This is a genomic window from uncultured Altibacter sp., assembly GCF_963972995.1.
In the GTDB taxonomy this organism is placed as follows: domain Bacteria; phylum Bacteroidota; class Bacteroidia; order Flavobacteriales; family Flavobacteriaceae; genus Altibacter.
Genome location: NZ_CAXAXI010000037.1, coordinates 1 through 18,399 on the forward strand (window position 1 = coordinate 1; position 18,399 = coordinate 18,399).

At 42.8% G+C, this 18,399-nt stretch carries 19 protein-coding genes; 9 read left to right on the forward strand and 10 right to left on the reverse strand.

Annotation, left to right across the window (positions count from 1 at the left end):
- Window positions 1–30: 30 nt before the first annotated feature.
- The 9 genes from AACZ11_RS11950 to AACZ11_RS11990 all read right to left on the reverse strand — a co-directional run bounded on the left by AACZ11_RS11950 (window position 31) and on the right by AACZ11_RS11990 (window position 7,790).
- On the reverse strand, window positions 31–477 hold the full coding sequence (locus tag AACZ11_RS11950; protein WP_290625521.1) for a hydroxymyristoyl-ACP dehydratase: 447 nt from the start codon (window positions 475–477) through the stop codon (window positions 31–33).
- Window positions 477–1,316 (reverse strand): SDR family oxidoreductase, encoded by an 840-nt coding sequence (locus tag AACZ11_RS11955; protein ID WP_339832583.1) that lies wholly within the window; start codon window positions 1,314–1,316, stop codon window positions 477–479. The genes AACZ11_RS11950 and AACZ11_RS11955 overlap by 1 nt, the downstream gene beginning before the upstream one ends.
- A gap of 8 nt (window positions 1,317–1,324) precedes the next feature.
- The gene (locus AACZ11_RS11960) at window positions 1,325–2,377 is read right to left on the reverse strand and encodes a type III polyketide synthase (protein WP_290625525.1); all 1,053 of its coding nucleotides are present in this window, start codon (window positions 2,375–2,377) and stop codon (window positions 1,325–1,327) included.
- Window positions 2,374–3,093 (reverse strand): methyltransferase domain-containing protein, encoded by a 720-nt coding sequence (locus tag AACZ11_RS11965; RefSeq protein WP_290625527.1) that lies wholly within the window; start codon window positions 3,091–3,093, stop codon window positions 2,374–2,376. Before AACZ11_RS11965 ends, AACZ11_RS11960 begins: the two co-directional genes overlap by 4 nt.
- Window positions 3,094–4,218: an NAD(P)/FAD-dependent oxidoreductase gene (locus AACZ11_RS11970; RefSeq protein WP_290625529.1), complete on the reverse strand. Its 1,125-nt coding sequence runs from the start codon at window positions 4,216–4,218 to the stop codon at window positions 3,094–3,096. It lies immediately after the preceding gene.
- An 83-nt stretch (window positions 4,219–4,301) separates the two neighbouring features.
- Window positions 4,302–5,000 (reverse strand): OmpA family protein, encoded by a 699-nt coding sequence (locus AACZ11_RS11975; RefSeq protein WP_290625531.1) that lies wholly within the window; start codon window positions 4,998–5,000, stop codon window positions 4,302–4,304.
- Window positions 5,001–5,013: 13 nt separating this feature from the next.
- Complete coding sequence (locus AACZ11_RS11980) at window positions 5,014–5,493, reverse strand: lipocalin family protein (protein WP_290625533.1); 480 nt, start codon at window positions 5,491–5,493, stop codon at window positions 5,014–5,016.
- Window positions 5,494–5,524: 31 nt separating this feature from the next.
- Entirely contained in the window at window positions 5,525–5,686 is a 162-nt protein-coding gene (locus AACZ11_RS11985; protein ID WP_034258206.1) for a DUF1328 domain-containing protein, read from the reverse strand.
- A 97-nt stretch (window positions 5,687–5,783) separates the two neighbouring features.
- Window positions 5,784–7,790 (reverse strand): dehydrogenase E1 component subunit alpha/beta, encoded by a 2,007-nt coding sequence (locus AACZ11_RS11990; protein WP_290625539.1) that lies wholly within the window; start codon window positions 7,788–7,790, stop codon window positions 5,784–5,786.
- Window positions 7,791–7,913: 123 nt separating this feature from the next.
- Between AACZ11_RS11990 and AACZ11_RS11995 the strand changes: the two genes are divergently transcribed.
- From AACZ11_RS11995 to AACZ11_RS12010, 4 genes are read left to right on the forward strand one after another with little or no spacing between them, the layout of a single operon-like run.
- Entirely contained in the window at window positions 7,914–8,864 is a 951-nt protein-coding gene (locus AACZ11_RS11995; protein ID WP_290625541.1) for a 2-oxoglutarate and iron-dependent oxygenase domain-containing protein, read from the forward strand.
- On the forward strand, window positions 8,864–9,190 hold the full coding sequence (locus tag AACZ11_RS12000; protein WP_290625543.1) for a translation initiation factor: 327 nt from the start codon (window positions 8,864–8,866) through the stop codon (window positions 9,188–9,190). Before AACZ11_RS11995 ends, AACZ11_RS12000 begins: the two co-directional genes overlap by 1 nt.
- Complete coding sequence (locus AACZ11_RS12005; RefSeq protein ID WP_290625545.1) at window positions 9,180–10,067, forward strand: nucleoside phosphorylase; 888 nt, start codon at window positions 9,180–9,182, stop codon at window positions 10,065–10,067. The genes AACZ11_RS12000 and AACZ11_RS12005 overlap by 11 nt, the downstream gene beginning before the upstream one ends.
- Complete coding sequence (locus tag AACZ11_RS12010) at window positions 10,064–10,918, forward strand: substrate-binding domain-containing protein (RefSeq protein WP_290625547.1); 855 nt, start codon at window positions 10,064–10,066, stop codon at window positions 10,916–10,918. The genes AACZ11_RS12005 and AACZ11_RS12010 overlap by 4 nt, the downstream gene beginning before the upstream one ends.
- Before the next feature lie 212 nt (window positions 10,919–11,130).
- On the opposite strand, the gene AACZ11_RS12015 is transcribed toward AACZ11_RS12010, so the two are convergent.
- On the reverse strand, window positions 11,131–11,796 hold the full coding sequence (locus AACZ11_RS12015; protein ID WP_290625549.1) for a uracil-DNA glycosylase: 666 nt from the start codon (window positions 11,794–11,796) through the stop codon (window positions 11,131–11,133).
- A 50-nt stretch (window positions 11,797–11,846) separates the two neighbouring features.
- Between AACZ11_RS12015 and AACZ11_RS12020 the strand changes: the two genes are divergently transcribed.
- The 5 genes from AACZ11_RS12020 to AACZ11_RS12040 all read left to right on the forward strand — a co-directional run.
- Window positions 11,847–14,006, forward strand: a complete 2,160-nt coding sequence (locus tag AACZ11_RS12020) for a DNA mismatch repair protein MutS (RefSeq protein ID WP_290625551.1) — start codon at window positions 11,847–11,849, stop codon at window positions 14,004–14,006.
- Complete coding sequence (locus AACZ11_RS12025; RefSeq protein WP_290625553.1) at window positions 14,003–14,410, forward strand: thiol-disulfide oxidoreductase DCC family protein; 408 nt, start codon at window positions 14,003–14,005, stop codon at window positions 14,408–14,410. Before AACZ11_RS12020 ends, AACZ11_RS12025 begins: the two co-directional genes overlap by 4 nt.
- 115 nt (window positions 14,411–14,525) lie before the next feature.
- Window positions 14,526–15,911, forward strand: a complete 1,386-nt coding sequence (locus AACZ11_RS12030; RefSeq protein ID WP_290625555.1) for a HAMP domain-containing sensor histidine kinase — start codon at window positions 14,526–14,528, stop codon at window positions 15,909–15,911.
- Entirely contained in the window at window positions 15,908–16,606 is a 699-nt protein-coding gene (locus tag AACZ11_RS12035; RefSeq protein WP_290625557.1) for a response regulator transcription factor, read from the forward strand. Before AACZ11_RS12030 ends, AACZ11_RS12035 begins: the two co-directional genes overlap by 4 nt.
- Window positions 16,607–16,631: 25 nt before the next feature.
- The coding region (locus AACZ11_RS12040; RefSeq protein WP_339832595.1) for a hypothetical protein at window positions 16,632–18,399 on the forward strand (1,768 nt) is incomplete at its 3' end.

Below are 18,399 nucleotides of genomic sequence, written 5' to 3' on the forward strand. Positions count from 1 at the left end.
CTCCCAAACCTGTTATAACGACGCGCTTTCTCATGAAGATCTTATTTGTAGCATCCCTGAAATGGTTCCTTCACAGACGAGTGCCCCGGACACATTTCGCATTTGAACCTTACATTTCAATTTATTGAACCTGAAGTATATTTTCTTAGACGTGACTGTCACCGTTTCTCCCGGTGCAACAGCCTTGTAATACATGACCTCATGATGGCTCAATGCGATCATGGCATTGTTTGTTGCGACGGAGTCCGTTAAAAATATACCTAAGCATACCACACCGATCTGTGCCATACATTCGGTGAGGATCACGCCCGGTGTCACGGGGAAATCCTTAAAATGACCTTTATAAAAAAACGCATCTTCCTTAAATTGATAGGTACCGGTAACGCCCTCTTCAGAAACAACCTCTAAGGCATCTACGAACAGGAAAGGTTCGGTGTACGGCAAGTGGTCCAATATGTCTTTGAAGGAAGCTTGCATTAGCGAATACTTTCACCTCCATCTACCGTTAAGACGGTTCCGTTAATCCATTTCGCTTCGTCACTGCATAAGAGATACACCGCATTGGCTACATCTTCCGGCCGCGTTAAGCGTTTAAAAGGATTTCGTTTCTTTGCCATCTTTGCCAATGTATCACTGCCGGGTATCATTAAGAAAGAAGGTGTTTCCGTAGTTCCTGCCTGTATGCAATTGGTCGTAATATCCAAGGGCGCCAGTTCGACCGCCATGTTGCGCATGAGCGCTTCTAAAGTGGCTTTTGCCGCCGATACAGCTCCATATCCGGGCCAAGCTTTGGAATTGCCTTCACTGGTAAAAGCAATGTTTCGGGCGTTTTTTGAAAAACAATCTGCATCTATAAGAGCTCGCGTCCATTCATACCAACTGGAGCCCATGGCATGAAGTGTGATATCGATATCTTCTTTTGAAAGGGCCTTAGTTCCGGGACCGCTCATGGGTTTCAGACTTCCCTTTGCCACACTGTGTATCAACACTTTTACACGCTGTTTGGGAAGTTGATCGATGATCTTTTTTCGGTTTTCTTTCTGAAGCGCATCCTTGTTGAAATTGATAACACGAACACCGTGGGCGATCATTTCGGAAAACGCAACTTCCAAATCATCCAGTCTGCTTTTACGATCGCGATGTACAATACAGATATTATAGCCGTGCGCTGCCAGTTTCTTGGCACTTGCAAGTCCCAGACCACTACTTCCGCCTAAGATTAAAGCCCAGGGCATATTATTAGTCACCTTGTGGTGTATCGATGATCCTTTTGAAGGTTTTTCCTCTCCTTTCTTTTTTTTTGATTTGATCTCCATAAGCAATTTCAAAACTCAAGCAATACCCGTTGTGCTGAAAATCCGGGTCCAAAACTTAGCATGAGACCTAGTTCGCCGGCGGGTATATCGCGAGCCATAAACCGTTCCAGAACATACAACACTGTGGCACTGCTCATATTCCCATACAAGGTAAGAACTTCTTTTGTATCCTCAATGTTTTTGTCAAGACTTCCAAAAAGGTCTTCTACGGTTTCTACGATCTTTCTTCCCCCGGGGTGAAAGATGAGGTGCGCTACGTCTTCAATCGATTTGCCGTTCTTGGCCAAGAAAGGATGCACAATCTTTGGAAAATGCGCGGCTATGGTTTCGGGCACCGACTTGTCCAAAATCATTTGCAAACCGGTATTTACTAGTTTGAACCCCATCATGGAAGTTGCATCGTAAAAGTGATACATTTCATCATCAAGTATCTTGGGACCCGTATCCTTCTCGTTTGAAGACATCAGAACGCAGGCCGCTCCATCGCCAAAAATAGCCGCACTTACGATATTCACCATAGAGTAATCATTGAGTTGAAAGGTGGCCGTAGGCGATTCGATGGCCACAACGGCCGCTCTTTTTCCGGGATTTGCTTTTAGGAAATTGTGTGCGTAAATTACTCCCGAAACCCCTGCCGCACATCCCATTTCAGTAACGGGTAAACGCACCACGTCCTGTCGCATCTTCAAATCGTTGATGAGATAGGCGTCTACCGAAGGGATCATGATCCCGGTACAACTCACGGTGATAAGGAAATCGATATCCGTAGGATTCCACGATGCTTTTTCTAACGCCTTTTCCAGCGATCGTCTCCCTAGCTTACGCACTTCCCTGACATAGATATCGTTGCGTTCCTCAAATGAGGTCGCTGCGAACACCTCATGAGCATCCATAATGGAATACCTTCTGTCGACCCCGGCTCCTTCAAAAATCTTTATGACCTTACGTTTGAACCGTGGTTCCTGCCCCTCCAGCCAAGCTTCTACGAAAGGCAGTATTTCCCGGGTCACTCGGGTATAGGGTGGTAGTTGTGTTGCAACAGTTGTGATCTTTACACTCATTTGTTTGATTTGATGATCCATTGATATCGGAATGCCCATTTCCAGCGTACTCGTTGTTCCGTATTCGGAAAGTGTTTCTGCATGTTTTTTATATCCTTTCTTTTGAAACCACGGGCAATAGAAACAAGTCCGTCATGTCGCGCCGTACGCGTATTTATAAACAATCTGCTAAATATACCAAACAGCCAAAATGCCCATCTGCTGCGGTGTAAGTCGTTAATGATCACCCCAACTTTCGCATTATGCACACAATTTGTCAAGAGTTTTATAATGTCGTTTCGACTAAAATGATGTAAGAACAAGGTACAGAGGACGATATCGCATTCTATTTTTTGCATTGCTTCAGAAAATACATCCAGTTCTAGAAACGTAATGGAAGAATGCTTGCCGGAACGGATCCTTGCTTCCTTCAGAATATGGCTATTCGCATCAACACCTATCAATTGGAACCGGTAGTTGTTCTCTTCAGCAAAAGCTGCACAACTCCGTAGGATCTCTCCATCTCCACAGCCCATATCCACGATCGTTACTAAACGATCCTTTGGGTGTGATCGCAAGAGAACTTTTAAGCCGTCCAACGTAACCGAGGTGCCACCCAAATACGTATTGATGGTCTTGAGGTCGGTTAATAAAAACTTCATCTCCTCCCCTTGCAGTTCAAAGCTGTCCATAATTTCCGGTGCTGTGGATCGATATTTAGAACTGTATGTTACCATTTAAAAAGGTTCGCCGTGTGTTTGTTGTATGAGCGCCGGGACCAACCTTGGAAAGGTCGTTGCTACCTTGAACCCCATCCTGCTCACGATAGGCTGCAGCAACATGGATTGTATCCTACGGCCGGTGCGCAAGCGTTTAGAAAATGCGGTTTGCCATGCGCTTCTGTATGCATTCTCCAGAACAGTTCTATCGGTTTGCTTCGTTTTCGTGTAATCCAAGTATAATTCTGAAAAAATTTTTGCAGCATGTATAGCCATGGCCATTCCATTGCCGCAAAGGGGGTGTATCAAGCCTGCACTATCTCCTATCATAAAAATATGATTCTCGACAGGTTGCTTGGATTGAAATGAAATCTGACTGATGGCAAGTGGTTTTTCGAAAACAAGCTCGGCTTCCGTAAAAAATTTTTTTATATGCGGATTCTCTGACATAACTTCCTTCTGAAAATCGGGGATGGTTTTGAATCGCTTAAACGATCTAAAGGTGGTTAGGTAGCACGCATTCACCACGTTCGTTTCGGTCATCGAAAGTCCGCAGTAGCCTCCTTCAAAATTGTGTAATGCCACGGTGTCTTCCGGGAATGCATAGTTGTAATGCGCTTTTACCGCAAGCCAAGGAGATTTTTGCTTCATAAAGGGGCGATCCAACAGACCGTCCAAATTGGATCTTTTTCCGAAAGCACCCAAAACAAAGGAAGCTTTATACGCATTTCCGTTTTGAGTACGTACATCAAAAACATTGTCATCAAAGCTTAGGTTTTCGACGGTATCGAATGCAACGGTTGCTTGTTTGAGTACATGTTCGTAGAGTAAGGCATCAAATGCAAACCGACTTATTCCAAAACCGCCTTGTGGGAGCTCTGTCTCCAACGTATGTCCGTTCTTTGTACTAATTTGAAACTTAGAGATCGACTTAGCTTCAATGGCAAACGGATCGATGCCCAACCGATTTAGATACGGTAGAACTTCATTGGAAATATATTCGCCGCAGACCTTATGGTGGGGATACCCATATTTCTCAATAACTAATACTTGTCGACCCGTACGGGACAGATGTAAGGCCGCGGTGAGTCCGGCCAAACCACCACCAATAATAAGCACCTCCCAAGTTGTGTCGTGAGTCATTATTTAAAGAACGGAGTTTTTTTCGGCATAAAAAAATCCCATACACGGTTGTATATGGGATTTATAGTTATTGAAGTTGAAGGTTAATTGCCTTGTGCTTCATTTTGAGCTTCTTGCTTCATTTTCTCATTGGGAACAATGACAATGTTCACACGTCGGTTCTTCGCACGACCTTCGGCGGTACTGTTGTCTGCAACAGGCGCTTGTTCTCCATACCAGTTCGTTGTAAAACGACTTGCACTAAGTCCCTTTGTTTGCGTGAAATAATTGGTTACCGCATACGCTCTCTGCTCAGATAACTTCATATTGTATTCATCCGCACCCACACTGTCTGTATGACCTACGACCAATACATTGGTATCCGGGTATTCCCGAAGAATTCCTGTTAATTTATCCAAGGTTGCCTGAGAAGCTGCATTGATATTGTATTTATTTGTGTCAAAATACACACCGCTGTTCTCATCGAAAGTGACAACGATACCATCGTCCACACGTTCTACCTGGGCACCGGGGATCTCATTTTCGATCTCCTTAGCTTGCTTATCCATTTTAGCACCAATAAGGACACCTGCAGTACCTCCAACAACACCACCTACAACGGCACCGAGTTCTCCATTACCCCCTTTTCCAACATTATTACCAATAATGGCACCTAAGATGGCCCCACCGGCAGCACCAATAACGGCACCTTTTTGTTTGTTATTTGCGTTTCTGGTGGCTTCACAGCTAGACATACCCATAACGAGTACGATTGCTGCGAGCATGGTTGCTATTTGTTTCATTCTTGTTTTCATGTTATTCTTCGATTTTAGAAAAGTTCATATATATTTTGAAGGGCGCTCCGTCTAATGTAACTGTCTGCTCCCATTTCATAGAAGATTCGTTTAATTGAGACAGTCGCACTCGGAAACCTATGCTGTTCTCAGATTTCCCCTTGGCGTTGGTTGGCTTTAACAAGAAGTCGTATAAACCACTACTAGGATCCATCTCTTGGATATCAAAAATAAAATTTCGATCACCGGACGGACAATTCCCATTGTTTATGGTATAGACTCCGGTATTGTTATTTGGAATAAATCGCCAAGTACTTCCCTCGAAACATTCTTTAGACGTATCGCTAAAGAGCGTTACATTAAAGGTGCCGGACTTGTTGTACGATATCTCGTCCAAAGACCAATAGCCTTTAATGACTTTACGTGATTCTTGAACAGTCTTGGGTGTTCCGCATGCAAATGCTACGGCTGCAAATACAGCCAATACAAGTATTTTTCTCATGTGTTATAGGTTTATGTTAGGTTAAATGTTTCTATCTTCTAAATAATCTTGAGAGTAATGAGATTACCAACAAGACAATAAAGATGTAAAAGATGATCTTGGCGATGTCGGCTGCTCCTTCAGCAATACCTCCAAATCCAAAAACGGCTGCAATAAGTGCAATAACTAAAAAGATAATAATCCAGCGTACCATAATTTTGTGTTTTTAATGATTAGTATGATACTAAGGTACGCAACAAAAAATGTGGTGAAGAATCTTTGTTTAAAGTTTAACAACAAATGTTAAAATATTAATAATGCAATAAATCCAGTAAATGTTGTTTGAATTTTCTCTTCGGAAGGTATTGTGCTTCCAATTGACTGGCAAACGGAATAGGTGTTTCCAAGCTCGCCACACGCTTTATTGGTGCATCTAAATACTGAAAACAATTTTCCGAGATTAATGCTGAAATATCTGAAGCAATACCTCCGAACAAGGAATCTTCCTGTAGGATGATCACTTTTCCTGTCTTCTTTACGGAAGTATAGATCGCTTCCGTATCCAGCGGTAACAAGGTGCGAAGGTCCAGAACATCTGCCTTCACATCGGGAAGTTGCGCTAAGGTATCTAAGGTCCAATGTACGCCGGCACCGTAGGTAATTACGGTAACGTCATTTCCTTCCTGTAACAGAGCTGCCTTGCCCAATGGCAATGTATAGTAGTTGGTTGGCACTTGTTGGCGAACACTTCGGTATAAAGCCTTGTGTTCAAAGAACAAGACCGGATTAGGATCTTCGATACTGGTCGCTAAAAGTCCTTTTGCGTCATACGGGAATGCCGGATACACTACTTTAAGTCCCGGTGTATGTGTAAACCAAGCCTCGTTTGTCTGACTATGGAACGGGCCTGCGCCTACGCCTGCACCACATGGCATCCGAATGACCACATCGGCCTTTTCATTCCAGCGGTAATGAGATTTTGCCAGGTAGTTGATAATAGGATTAAAGCCCGAAGTTACGAAATCTGCGAACTGCATTTCGACCATGGCTTTAAATCCGGTGATCGAAAGTCCCATGGCAGCAGAAACAATGGCCGATTCACATATAGGTGTATTGCGCACTCGTTCTTTTCCAAAGGCATCCACAAAACCTTCCGTAATCTTAAAGACACCTCCGTATTCGGCGATGTCCTGCCCCATAAGTACTAGGTTGTCATGCCGTTCCATGGATTGTCGCAATCCTTGTGAAATGGCATCTATTAAACGCAATTCTTCAGTTTCTATATTCGCTTTAACTTCTTGATATACAAACTCTTTATACACGTCATTTAGTTCATTGCTTTCAATAGCTTCTATTTCTGCTTCCTCAAATGCAATGTCCAGATGTTCATTGATCTCTCGTACGATTTCCGACTTGAATGCGACTTCGTCTTCTTCGGTTAAAATAGCAGCATTCCGCAAGTATTCAGCATAGTTCTCCAATGGATCCTTCGCCGCCCATTGGTCCATCAAATCTTGGGGCACGTATTTGGTACCACTGGCCTCTTCATGGCCCCGCATCCTAAAGGTCTTAAACTCTATTAGCACAGGTCGGGGTTCCTTTCGCATGCTTTCAACGATTGTCCGGAGCTTTGTATAGACCTCAATAATGTTATTGCCTTCAAATATGTGCGATTCCATCCCGTATCCTTTTCCGCGATCGGCAATATGTTCACAAAAATACTGTTCGCGTGTAGGAGTTGAAAGTCCGTAGCCATTGTTCTCTACACAAAACAAGACAGGTAATTGCCACACGGAAGCCACATTTAGAGCTTCATGAATATCTCCTTCACTGGTGCCGCCTTCGCCGGTAAAAACAGCACATACCTGATTGTTCTTTTTAAGTATATTCCCCAAAGCGATCCCATCGGCCACGCCAAATTGTGGTCCGAGATGGGAGATCATCCCTATGATCTTGAATTCCTGTGTCCCAAAATGAAAACTACGGTCTCTTCCCTTCGTAAATCCGTTCGCTTTACCCTGCCATTGTGAGAAAAGTCTGTGTAGTGGAATATCACGCGAGGTAAATACGCCCAAATTTCGGTGCATGGGAAGGATGTATTCTTCTTTATCAAGTACCGCCGTTACGCCTATAGAGATCGCTTCCTGACCAATGCCGCTAAACCATTTGGATATCTTTCCTTGTCGTAGGAGAATAAGCATTTTTTCCTCGATCAATCGAGGTTTTAGCATGGCTTTATAAAGGGAGATAAGTGTTGTGTTGTCGAGGTCGTGATTGGAAAAATCGAAATGGGTATGCGCTGCAGTCTGAGTTTTCATGAGTATGGGTTACAAACTCCAAAAGTAGAAAAAAAGCGAGTGAGACCACGAAATAAAGTAGATTTTTTATGTATGGAAATGCGCCTGTATTTTGGTATCTTTGTACCGTTAACAATACGTCTTATGAATAATATACCCAGTGTAGATCTTGCCGATTTTATTTCCGGCGATCCCGATAGAAAACAAAAGTTCGTCAATGAAATTGGTCGTGCATACGAAGAGATAGGCTTTGTTTCTCTAAAGAATCACTTTTTAAGTGATGTTCTGGTAGAAAACCTCTATAAAGAAGTAAAATCATTCTTCGCATTGCCTGTTGAAACAAAGGAAAAGTATGAGATCGAAGGTCTAGGAGGTCAGCGTGGTTATGTTTCCTTCGGAAAAGAACACGCCAAAGGTAAAAAGGAAGGCGATCTAAAAGAGTTCTGGCATTTTGGACAAGAAGCCTCTGAAGATGCTAATCTTCCTGAAGCCTACCCGGACAACGTAGTTGTTAGTGAACTTCCTAACTTTAATGCTACCGGTATGGAAGCGTACCGTATGCTGGAAAAGACCGGCATTTATGTGCTACGCGCCTTAGCACTCTATATTGGATTGGATGAGCATTACTTTGATCATTGGGCCACCAACGGGAACAGCATTTTACGCCCCATCCATTACCCTCCTATCACCGAAGAGCCTAAAGGAGCCGTTCGCGCAGGTGCTCATGGCGATATCAACCTCATTACTCTTTTAATGGGAGCCTCTACGGGAGGATTACAAGTGCTTCGAAAAGACGGAGTATGGATCGATGCCATTCCGCAGGAAGATGAATTGGTGATCAATGTGGGTGATATGTTAGAGCGTCACACCAATAATAAATTACGCTCTACGATCCACCGAGTGGTAAATCCGCCGCGGGACCAATGGGACACGCCACGCTATTCTATCCCTTTCTTTATGCATCCACGCAGCGATATGAAGTTGAATTGTTTGGACGAATGTATAGACGAGGAACACCCGAAAGCCTATGAGGACATTACGGCCGGTGAGTTCCTTCGTCAGCGCTTGGTAGAAATCGGATTGATCAAAAAATAATGGACCTACAAGATCAACTAAAGCAACTTTTTCCGGATCACGAGCCTTCAGAAGTACCTGAAGAAACACCCGAGACGACCGTATGGATGCAGGACGAGCCACTTCTTTGTAAATACGAAAAACGCAAGGGAAAACCCATTACCATTATCGAAGGGTATACCGGAGCCGATAGTGACTTCAAGCAATTAGCGAAAGAGATCAAACAATTGTTGAGTGTTGGCGGCAGTTTCAAAAATGAACAGATCATTATTCAGGGTGATTATCGTGATAAGATCATGACCTTCCTTCAGGAAAAAGGATTTAAAACAAAACGTGTTGGAGGATAACCAAAGTAAACGAATAGCAGCGTCTGAACTCATCCTTAATCCCGATGGCAGTATCTATCATCTTAATTTAAAACCTGAGGATTTGGCAACTACGGTTATCGTGGTTGGTGACCCGGATCGGGTCGATCTGGTTTCAGACTATTTCGATACCATCGATTTAAAAGCCTTTCACCGGGAATTTAAAACACACACCGGGACCTATCGCGGAAAACGTATTTCTGTCCTTTCAACGGGTATTGGAACCGACAATATCGATATTGTTTTTAACGAATTGGATGCGTTGGTCAATATTGATTTTGAGTCGCGTACCGTAAAAGAGACTCACACACCACTGGATATTATTCGTATTGGTACTTCCGGGGCACTTCAGCCGGAGATTGCTGTGGACAGTATGTTGGTGAGCGAACTTGCCATGGGGTTTGATACGTTGCTTCATTTCTACGGAAACACTACATTCTTAGACACAGAAGTTTCCGAAGCGTTTATGAAGCATACACAATGGAGCGTTCAAAAATCCCATCCGTATGTTGTGCATGCCGACACCGATCTCTTAACGAAGTTTGCTTCAGAAAACATACAAAATGGATTTACGACCACCAACGTTGGTTTCTATGGTCCACAGGGCCGTGTACTACGTTTAGCGCTTCAAGATCCGTTTCTTAACGATAAAATCGCTTCCTTTAATTATAAGGGAAGAAAAATTACCAATCTGGAAATGGAAACAGCAGGAATCTACGGAATGTCAAAGTTATTGGGGCATCGTGCCATCTCCTTAAACGCAATCCTGGCCAATCGCCCTAACGGACAGTTTAGTAGTAAGCCCAAGGAAGCCATTCACAAGCTTGTTCAACATACCCTTGACGTACTTGTATCATGAAAACGATTACCATAGGCGGCGTTCCCGAACATTTCAATCTACCATGGTATCTTACCCTTAAGAACAAGGAATACCAAGAAAAAGGTGTCAATCTTCGTTGGAAGGATTTTTCGGGAGGAACCGGACAAATGAATAAGGCACTTCGCTCGGGAGAGATCGATATGGCTGTGATCCTTACCGAAGGGATCATTCGTGATATTGTAAAAGGAAATCCCAGCAGTATCGTTCAGGTTTTTGTGAAGTCTCCACTTATATGGGGCATTCACGTAGCCGATACGGCGTCTTACACAAAGGTTGAGGATCTTCGGGGTACGCATGCTGCGATAAGTCGTTTCGGGTCGGGCTCGCATCTCATGGCCTATGTACATGCCGAAGATCAAGGATGGGACATGGAAAAGGATCTTAAGTTTAAAGTCATTGGTGATCTAGAGGGCGCTTTGGAGGGCTTGCCCAAAGGACAAGGCGACTACTTTATGTGGGAAAAATTCACCACGAAACCGTATGTTGATGACGGCCCATTCCGAATTCTGGGTGAATGCCCAACGCCTTGGCCTTGTTTTGTGATCGCAGTGCGCAATGAATTTATAACCTCACATGGTCAAGCTGTTCAAGATATTTTGGCTATTATTAATCGTACCACAGCTCATTTTAAAGAAATACCTGAAATTGCAACTATGATCGCTCATCGCTATGGACAGCAGTTACAGGATGTAGAAGAATGGTTACGCTTGACGGAGTGGAGTCAGGAAAATTTAACCGAAATACAAGTAGAACGTATTCAATCTCAATTACAAAAGCTCGATCTTATAAAAAATAAGTTGTTGCCGGACAGGATCTTACATACTTTTTAAAAATAAATTACCACAAGACGCAACCTATAAAGCATCCGTGCATCTTTGTACTATAAAAGTAAGAGATATGTATACATTTTTAATCGTATTGGGGGCCTTGCTTGTAACTAACTTCTTGTTGTTACAATTTAGCTGTAACGACGCCTCCGAGTCTGAAGTACCCGAAGAAGAATAGACTAGTTCCTCCCCGCTTCTTCCGGGATTTTTCAATACTACCAATCTATGGGCCTTTGCCCATTTTCTTTTAAATAATTGTTTGTTTTACTGAAATGTTTGTTTCCAAACCAATAGCCTCTGTTAGCGCTTAGTGGTGATGGATGTCCACTGCTTAATACCAAATGTTTTGATGTATCTATCTTCGCTCCTTTTCGTTTGGCATAGCCGCCCCATAATAAAAACACCAGCCCTTTCCTTTTTTCAGAAAGGCTTTCAATGACTGCATCCGTAAACTGTTCCCAGCCTTTATTTTGATGACTTCCGGCTTGATGTGCCCGCACGGTTAATGTAGCATTAAGCAATAATACGCCCTGATCTGCCCACGGTTGGAGATTACCGGATTGAGGGATCGGTCTTTTTACATCTGTATGTAGCTCCTGAAAGATATTTTGTAGCGATGGAGGCTTTGCGGTACCCTCTGTCACAGAGAAGCACAGACCATTAGCCTGACCCGGTCCGTGATACGGATCCTGACCCAGGATCACAACTTTCACCTTATGAAAGGGTGTGTGCATGAATGCCGAGAATATTTGATTTCCTGGAGGGAAACACCTGTGTGTTTTGTATTCCTGCCTTACGAAGCTCGTTAGTTCCCGGAAGTACTTCTTGTTAAACTCATCCTGTAATGCTTCCTTCCAGCCGGCTTCAATTTTTACGTCCATTATTAGTACTTTTGTGCTACCTTCATGTAAAATTACAAGAAACCCGGGGAATGATCCGCATCGATAAAAAAACTTTAGAAGACTTAGAATTCCCGGCTGTTTTGAAACAGATCGCAACCTTCTGTGTCACAGAACCCGGGAGCGAAACTGTGCTCGGCATTAGGCCGTTCAAGAATAAGGAGGACATAGCGCCCGAGTTACATCGTGTTCGAGAATTTAAGGCGTCTTTAGAGGGCGACAATCCAATTCCCAATCATGGTTTCGATCCTATCTTTAGGGAGCTTCGAATGTTGGAGATAGAGAATAGCAGCTTGGATGTTTCGGGTTTTAGGCGAATTTTGACCCTTTCAGAAACAACCAAGATACTTCTTGCATTTTTTAAGAAATACGAGGAATTCTATACCTATCTCAATGATTTTTCTGAAGCGATTCACCATACGCCCCATATTGGTGACGCTATTAGTGCAGTGATCGACAGGTACGGTGAGCTAAAGGACGATGCTTCAACGGATCTGTACGAGATCCGACAACGATTGCGGGTGGTGCGCAGCCAGATCAATTCTTCGTTCACCAAAGCGCTGAGTCGTTACGGGCAGTCTGATTATCTCGATGACATCAAAGAGACCATCGTTGAAAACAGAAGGGTACTCGCAGTAAAAGCAATGCATCGCCGTAAAGTAAAAGGTGCTGTACTTGGGAGTTCAAAAACAGGAAGTATTGTTTATATCGAACCTCAGGAAACTTTGGATTTTGCCAATGAATTGAGCAATTTGCTCTATGAGGAACAAGAGGAGATCAAGAGAATCCTTAAAGCACTTACCGAAACGATACGTCCTTTTTCTGAATTGCTTTCAACGTTTCAAGATTATTTGATCGCGATCGATACGCTTTCAGCCAAAGCCAAATATGCAAATGGGATCGATGCTGTCTTGCCCAGAATCACTTCAGAAAAACACATCCTCCTTCAAAAGGCATATCACCCGCTACTTTTAATTTCCAACCGTAAACGCAAAGAAACTACCTATCCGCAGACCATAGAGCTGGATCCGAAAAAGCGAATTATCGTGATCTCGGGACCCAACGCCGGCGGGAAAAGTATTACCTTAAAGACTGTAGGCTTGTTGCAAGTGATGTTGCAGAGTGGGATGCTTATTCCGGCCGATCCACAAAGCGAGTTGTGTTATTTCGACAAGGTATTAACCGATATTGGTGACAACCAATCCATCGAAAATCATCTAAGCACCTATAGTTACCGACTTAAAAAGATGAACCAGTTCTTGAAAAAATGCAACGAGAACACGCTTTTTCTTATTGACGAGTTTGGAACCGGAAGCGATCCTGAATTAGGAGGAGCCTTGGCTGAAACGTTCCTGGAAGTGTTCTACGAACGGGAGGCATTTGGTATCATTACAACCCATTATACCAACCTGAAGCTTTTGGCAAATGAACTGCCGTTCGCGATGAACGCAAATATGCAATTTGACAGCAAAAGCTTAGAGCCCCTCTACAAACTCCATTTGGGGGAAGCCGGAAGTTCATTCACCTTCGAGGTGGCGCAGAAGAATGGGATACCGTATAGTTTGATCAATAAAGCAAAGAAAAAGATAGCGCGAGGGAAAGTACGTTTTGATAAGACCATTGCAAACCTTCAGAAAGAACGATCCCAACTTCGCAAGACTTCAGAAAACTTGAAGACTGAAGAGCAAAAGGCCAGAGAAGAGAGCAGGCAATTGGAAGAGATCAACTCGCGCGTACAAGAGAAGTTAGAAAGCTATCAGGAGTTGTACGATGCCAATCAGAAGTTGATAAGTCTCGGGAAAAAATTCGACCAACTTTCAGAAAAATATTTTAATAATAAGAAAAAGAAAGTCCTTATCGATGAGCTGCTTAAGCTGGTCATGGTCGAGAACAGCAAACGGAAAAAAATTGCTCCTAAAATAAAGCAAAAGGAAACTGCGAAGAAGCGAGTGACCGAGAAAGAGGTTGAAGAAAAGGTAGCGGTAATACGAAAACGGAAGAAAGCTGAAAAGGAAGAGGCAAAAAAAGCACCCCCTCCAAAACCCAAAGTAGCCTTGAAGGTGGGTGATCGAGTACGTATGATAGATGGAAGAGCCATTGGCACCATCGATACGATAGAAAAGAATAAAGCGATCGTGAACTATGGCATGTTCACGACCAATGTCAATATGGAAGAATTGGAAAAAGTATGAGCCACGAAGTAGCACATAAAATAATCTTATTCGACGGCGTGTGTAACCTTTGCAACAGCTCGGTTGTGTTTATTATAAAACGAGACAAAAAGGATGTATTTCGTTTTGCGGCCTTACAAAGCAATGTTGGGATGGTGTTGGTGAACGAACACGGCATAGATACTTCAAAAACAGACTCTATTATTCTTATTGACGGCAATAGAAGTTTCGAGAAATCCTCGGCTGCATTACGTATTGCCAGAGAACTTTCCGGTGCCTACCCCCTGCTCTATGGCTTTATAATCGTGCCAAAATTTATTAGAAATTGGGTCTACGATTATATTGCAAAGAACCGGTATCGCTGGTATGGTAAAAAGGAAAGCTGCATGATCCCTACCCCGGAACTTAAATCGAAGTTCCTGTAACCTCCTCTACAACAAACATATATAATTTTGATGTGAAGTATTTAATTTCAGTTAACGTACAGTTAACGGAAGTTAACAATACCTCCTTTTAAGACTTTAATATTAATTTTAACCCATGCAATTGAAATCTAAAGCATTGATCTTTGGCGCTATCCTAACATTGATCGCACTTACCGCGATCCAAGGATACCTTATCTATAATACCTACGAGCTAAAGAAAAAGACCTTTACGGTCGATGCGCGAAATGCTATTGCAAAAGTTTATAGCGCGCCGGAAGTTGATTCAATCATGTGGTTATACCGAAATGATTTTCTTACACAATTGGAAGCCTATAAGAACAATAAGCTGTCTAAGGAGCAGGTATTGTTTCAGTTGCGAAAGAAAGCGGAGGCCGTCAATCTGTTGTTTATAGATCGGTACGAAGAAGGAATGGCAGCCTCAGGTTTTGATGCAGATGTAAAATTCAGAAAGACCGCTTCCTATATTGCCATATCGGATTCGCTTGGAAACAAGGAAGTTCTTTTAGGCGCAAATCGGCAAGATTCAATCCTTTTGTTGGGGACTGATTTTGTAGAAGAAGGCGGAATACTTATAAATAACAGCACTTGGACCATCGATCACGATTACGAACGCAGCGGAATGCAAGACACCTTCTTTTTGGAGTTCAAATCGCATATTCACATGAACATTCTTAATTGGGAATTGGCGATCGTAAAAGAATTATCGGGTTTGCTCATAATTTCGGTGCTGTTGTTTGTTTTTGTGGTAGGTCTGTTGTACTATTCCATTCATAACCTGTTGAAGCAAAAAAGAATTGCCGAAATCAAAACCGATTTTATTAACAATATTACACACGAGTTAAAAACCCCTTTATCAACACTTTCGTTAGCCACCAAAACCTTAACAAGCGGTCATGCCGAAGGCGATGCTGAGATGACTAATGAGGCCATAGCTATTATCAACAGGCAAAATATTCGTTTGCAACGCTTGATCGACCAAGTGTTACAAAGTAGCTTGGGGTATAAACAAATTCAGTTATCCAAAGAAGCGTTTAATGCAAGTCTCTTTATAGATCAGGTAGTGGAGGATTTTAAACTTTCCTTGCAGAACGGCGTAGCCATTGAAAAAGAGATCGATACTACAGGCGTTCTTATGAATGCCGATACGTTTTATCTGAGTACTGCCATTATCAACCTCCTTACAAATGCCATAAAATACGGAGGGACGCGTGTAGTGGTAACCTATAGTATAGACAGGGCTAAGAATTCTCATAGAATCACCGTTACAGATAACGGGATCGGTATTTCTGAAAAATATCAAAAATTCATTTTCGACAAGTTCTACCGAGTCAGCGAAAAGGACACACATAATTATAAAGGATTGGGACTGGGCTTGTATTATACACACCAGATCATTAAGGCACACCATGGCTCCATATATGTGACCAGTAAAGAACGAAAAGGGTCTACATTCATTATTTTAATACCTATTGTTTCATGAGAAGGATCTTATTAGCAGAGGACGATCAGGATTTTGGTATAATGCTGAAGCAGTATTTGGAACTCAATAAGTTTGATGTCCAATGGGCAAAGGACGGCGAAGAAGCTTTGTCCATTTTTGAAACGGCAGAATTCGATATCTGTATTCTGGATGTCATGATGCCTAAATTAGACGGATTTTCGGTCGCGAAAAAGATTGTGCAAGCACATCCTGAGATCCCATTTTTATTCCTTACCGCAAGGAAAACAAAGGAAGATAAAATTAAGGGCTTGAAACTGGGTGCCGACGATTATATCGTGAAACCCTTTGAGGCAGAGGAGCTTATCCTTAGGCTTCAGAACATCATTAAACGCGCCAAACAGCAGATCACTTCCGAAGAGATTAAAATAGACGGGCTTATACAAATAGGGAATTATCAATTCGATTACCATAACCTTGAATTGACCCGCAACGAACAAACCGAAAAGATCACAGCCAAAGAAGCGAACGTTTTGCTTTATCTCTATCAACACCGCAATCAGTTGATAAAACGGGAAGCCATTTTGTTGGACATCTGGAAGAAGAACGACTTCTTCTCAGGAAGAAGCATGGATGTGTTCATTACCCGGATACGTAAACGCCTTAGCAATGATCCCGCTATAAGTATTGAAAGTGTACGTGGGATTGGATTGGAATTTAACATCAAGAATAATTAATTAGTAACCTTTTAAACATAGTAAAATGAAAAAATTAGTACTTATCTTAAACTGTGTGTTTATGAGTGCGCTGGGAATTTCCCAAGAGTACTTTGGCACGACTACATTTGGAGACGGGGGTATTGAGATTCCCTACCACTCTGCGATGGACAGTGCCGGAAATCTTTATGCTTCCGGGATTTATTCGGGAACGATCACCGTTGGTTCCGAAACGATCACATGGGCCGGCGGAAATGCAGACGGGTTTTTAACTAAATTCGACAATGACGGAAACCCTGTTTGGGTAAAAGGATTTGGTGGTGGATTTGATGATGTCGCTGTAGATGTCGCTGTAGATGCAAATGATAATATCTATATAACAGGATATTTTCAAGGAGCGGGAAGCAACGCTTTCGATGCCGATCCGGGACCCGGAGTTTTTCAATTGATGCAACCTTCTTTTTTACTAAGGAGAGATTGCTTTATCATTAAACTCGACAGTAATGGCGATTTTGTATGGGCGAAACAAGTAAGTAATCCGTTTGGCGCCGTAAACGAGGATTCGAAATCTATTGAGGTAGATAGTAATGGAAATGTATATATAGGCGGTAGTTTTAATTTCGCCGATTTCGATCCTTCCCCTACCGGAACTGTTGAGATCTTTTCTACCGGAGGCGGTTCTTCACCTGACGGCTTCTTACTTAAACTTGATACTGACGGAAATTTTGTTTGGGTAAAGACCTTCCCCTCTACCGGAATTGTAAGTATTGAAGATATTGAATTTGATGACAATGAGGATATCCTCATTGCGGGACGTTTCCGAAATACAGTGGATCTCGATCCTAATGCGGGAACCAATAACCATACTTCCAATGGCGGCGATGATATTTTTACAGCGAAATTGGATATTGACGGTAATTTTATTTGGGGGAACGCTTTTGGAGGATCCGGTCTGGACATTGTAAAATCGATAAAAAACCTAAGCTCAGGGATCTATGTGAGCGGTATGTTTAGCGGAACGGTCGATCTTGACCCCACTGCGGGCGATAACACTGTTGTCTCGAATGGACCTTGGGATGCCTATTTAACTAAATTGAATTCGGATGGGAGTTATGACTTTAGTTATGTTTTAGGAGGTGAGACTACCGATTTCGAAGATTTCTATGACGTAACAGAAGGATTGAACGGTAATCTGTTCGCCACAGGATCGTTTAACGGTACGACCGACTTTGACGCGGGTGCAGGAACAGCCGAGACTGTATCCAACGGAAGAGCGGATGCATTTCTCCTTGAGATCACAACAACCGGTACCTATATGAATCATTGGAGTGTGGGAGGCGATCACATGGAGATCGATGGGCAGATCTACTTTAACGATAATAACGAAGTACTTACCTTGGGAGCTTTTAGAAGTAGTTCTATGGATTTCGATCCCTTTGCAACCGAAGATATTCAAAATGTAGTTGGATTCTATGACGCCTATGTGTCACGATATAATATTTTCAATGTAGCAAACGATGGCTGTGCAGGAGCCCTGCCGTTGGTTTGTGGTGATGTCGTATCCGGAGAAACAATAAACGACAGCGACAGTGGTGGCAATGCCGCTAACGACGAGTTTTTCAGCTTTACAGGAAGCGGAATGCCGCAATTGGTAACCGTTTCTACCTGTGGTACAGCCGATTTTGACACTGTATTACGGGTGTATGATGATTGTAGCCTTGCGAACGAATTAGCCTCCAACGATGATGCGGCTGGTTGTGCAGGGTTTACTTCTGAAGTGACCTTTCTTTCCGACGGTACTTCTACTTATTATA

Excerpts from the sequence above, each read along its gene's own strand:
- AACZ11_RS11950 (WP_290625521.1), bottom strand. The coding sequence starts at position 477 with ATGCAAGCTTCCTTCAAAGACATATTGGACCACTTGCCGTACACCGAA.
- AACZ11_RS11955 (WP_339832583.1), bottom strand. The coding sequence starts at position 1,316 with ATGGAGATCAAATCAAAAAAAAAGAAAGGAGAGGAAAAACCTTCAAAA.
- AACZ11_RS11960 (WP_290625525.1), bottom strand. The coding sequence starts at position 2,377 with ATGAGTGTAAAGATCACAACTGTTGCAACACAACTACCACCCTATACC.
- AACZ11_RS11965 (WP_290625527.1), bottom strand. The coding sequence starts at position 3,093 with ATGGTAACATACAGTTCTAAATATCGATCCACAGCACCGGAAATTATG.
- AACZ11_RS11970 (WP_290625529.1), bottom strand. The coding sequence starts at position 4,218 with ATGACTCACGACACAACTTGGGAGGTGCTTATTATTGGTGGTGGTTTG.
- AACZ11_RS11975 (WP_290625531.1), bottom strand. The coding sequence starts at position 5,000 with ATGAAACAAATAGCAACCATGCTCGCAGCAATCGTACTCGTTATGGGT.
- AACZ11_RS11980 (WP_290625533.1), bottom strand. The coding sequence starts at position 5,493 with ATGAGAAAAATACTTGTATTGGCTGTATTTGCAGCCGTAGCATTTGCA.
- AACZ11_RS11985 (WP_034258206.1), bottom strand. The coding sequence starts at position 5,686 with ATGGTACGCTGGATTATTATCTTTTTAGTTATTGCACTTATTGCAGCC.
- AACZ11_RS11990 (WP_290625539.1), bottom strand. The coding sequence starts at position 7,790 with ATGAAAACTCAGACTGCAGCGCATACCCATTTCGATTTTTCCAATCAC.
- AACZ11_RS11995 (WP_290625541.1), top strand. The coding sequence starts at position 7,914 with ATGAATAATATACCCAGTGTAGATCTTGCCGATTTTATTTCCGGCGAT.
- AACZ11_RS12000 (WP_290625543.1), top strand. The coding sequence starts at position 8,864 with ATGGACCTACAAGATCAACTAAAGCAACTTTTTCCGGATCACGAGCCT.
- AACZ11_RS12010 (WP_290625547.1), top strand. The coding sequence starts at position 10,064 with ATGAAAACGATTACCATAGGCGGCGTTCCCGAACATTTCAATCTACCA.
- AACZ11_RS12015 (WP_290625549.1), bottom strand. The coding sequence starts at position 11,796 with ATGGACGTAAAAATTGAAGCCGGCTGGAAGGAAGCATTACAGGATGAG.
- AACZ11_RS12020 (WP_290625551.1), top strand. The coding sequence starts at position 11,847 with ATGATCCGCATCGATAAAAAAACTTTAGAAGACTTAGAATTCCCGGCT.
- AACZ11_RS12025 (WP_290625553.1), top strand. The coding sequence starts at position 14,003 with ATGAGCCACGAAGTAGCACATAAAATAATCTTATTCGACGGCGTGTGT.
- AACZ11_RS12030 (WP_290625555.1), top strand. The coding sequence starts at position 14,526 with ATGCAATTGAAATCTAAAGCATTGATCTTTGGCGCTATCCTAACATTG.
- AACZ11_RS12035 (WP_290625557.1), top strand. The coding sequence starts at position 15,908 with ATGAGAAGGATCTTATTAGCAGAGGACGATCAGGATTTTGGTATAATG.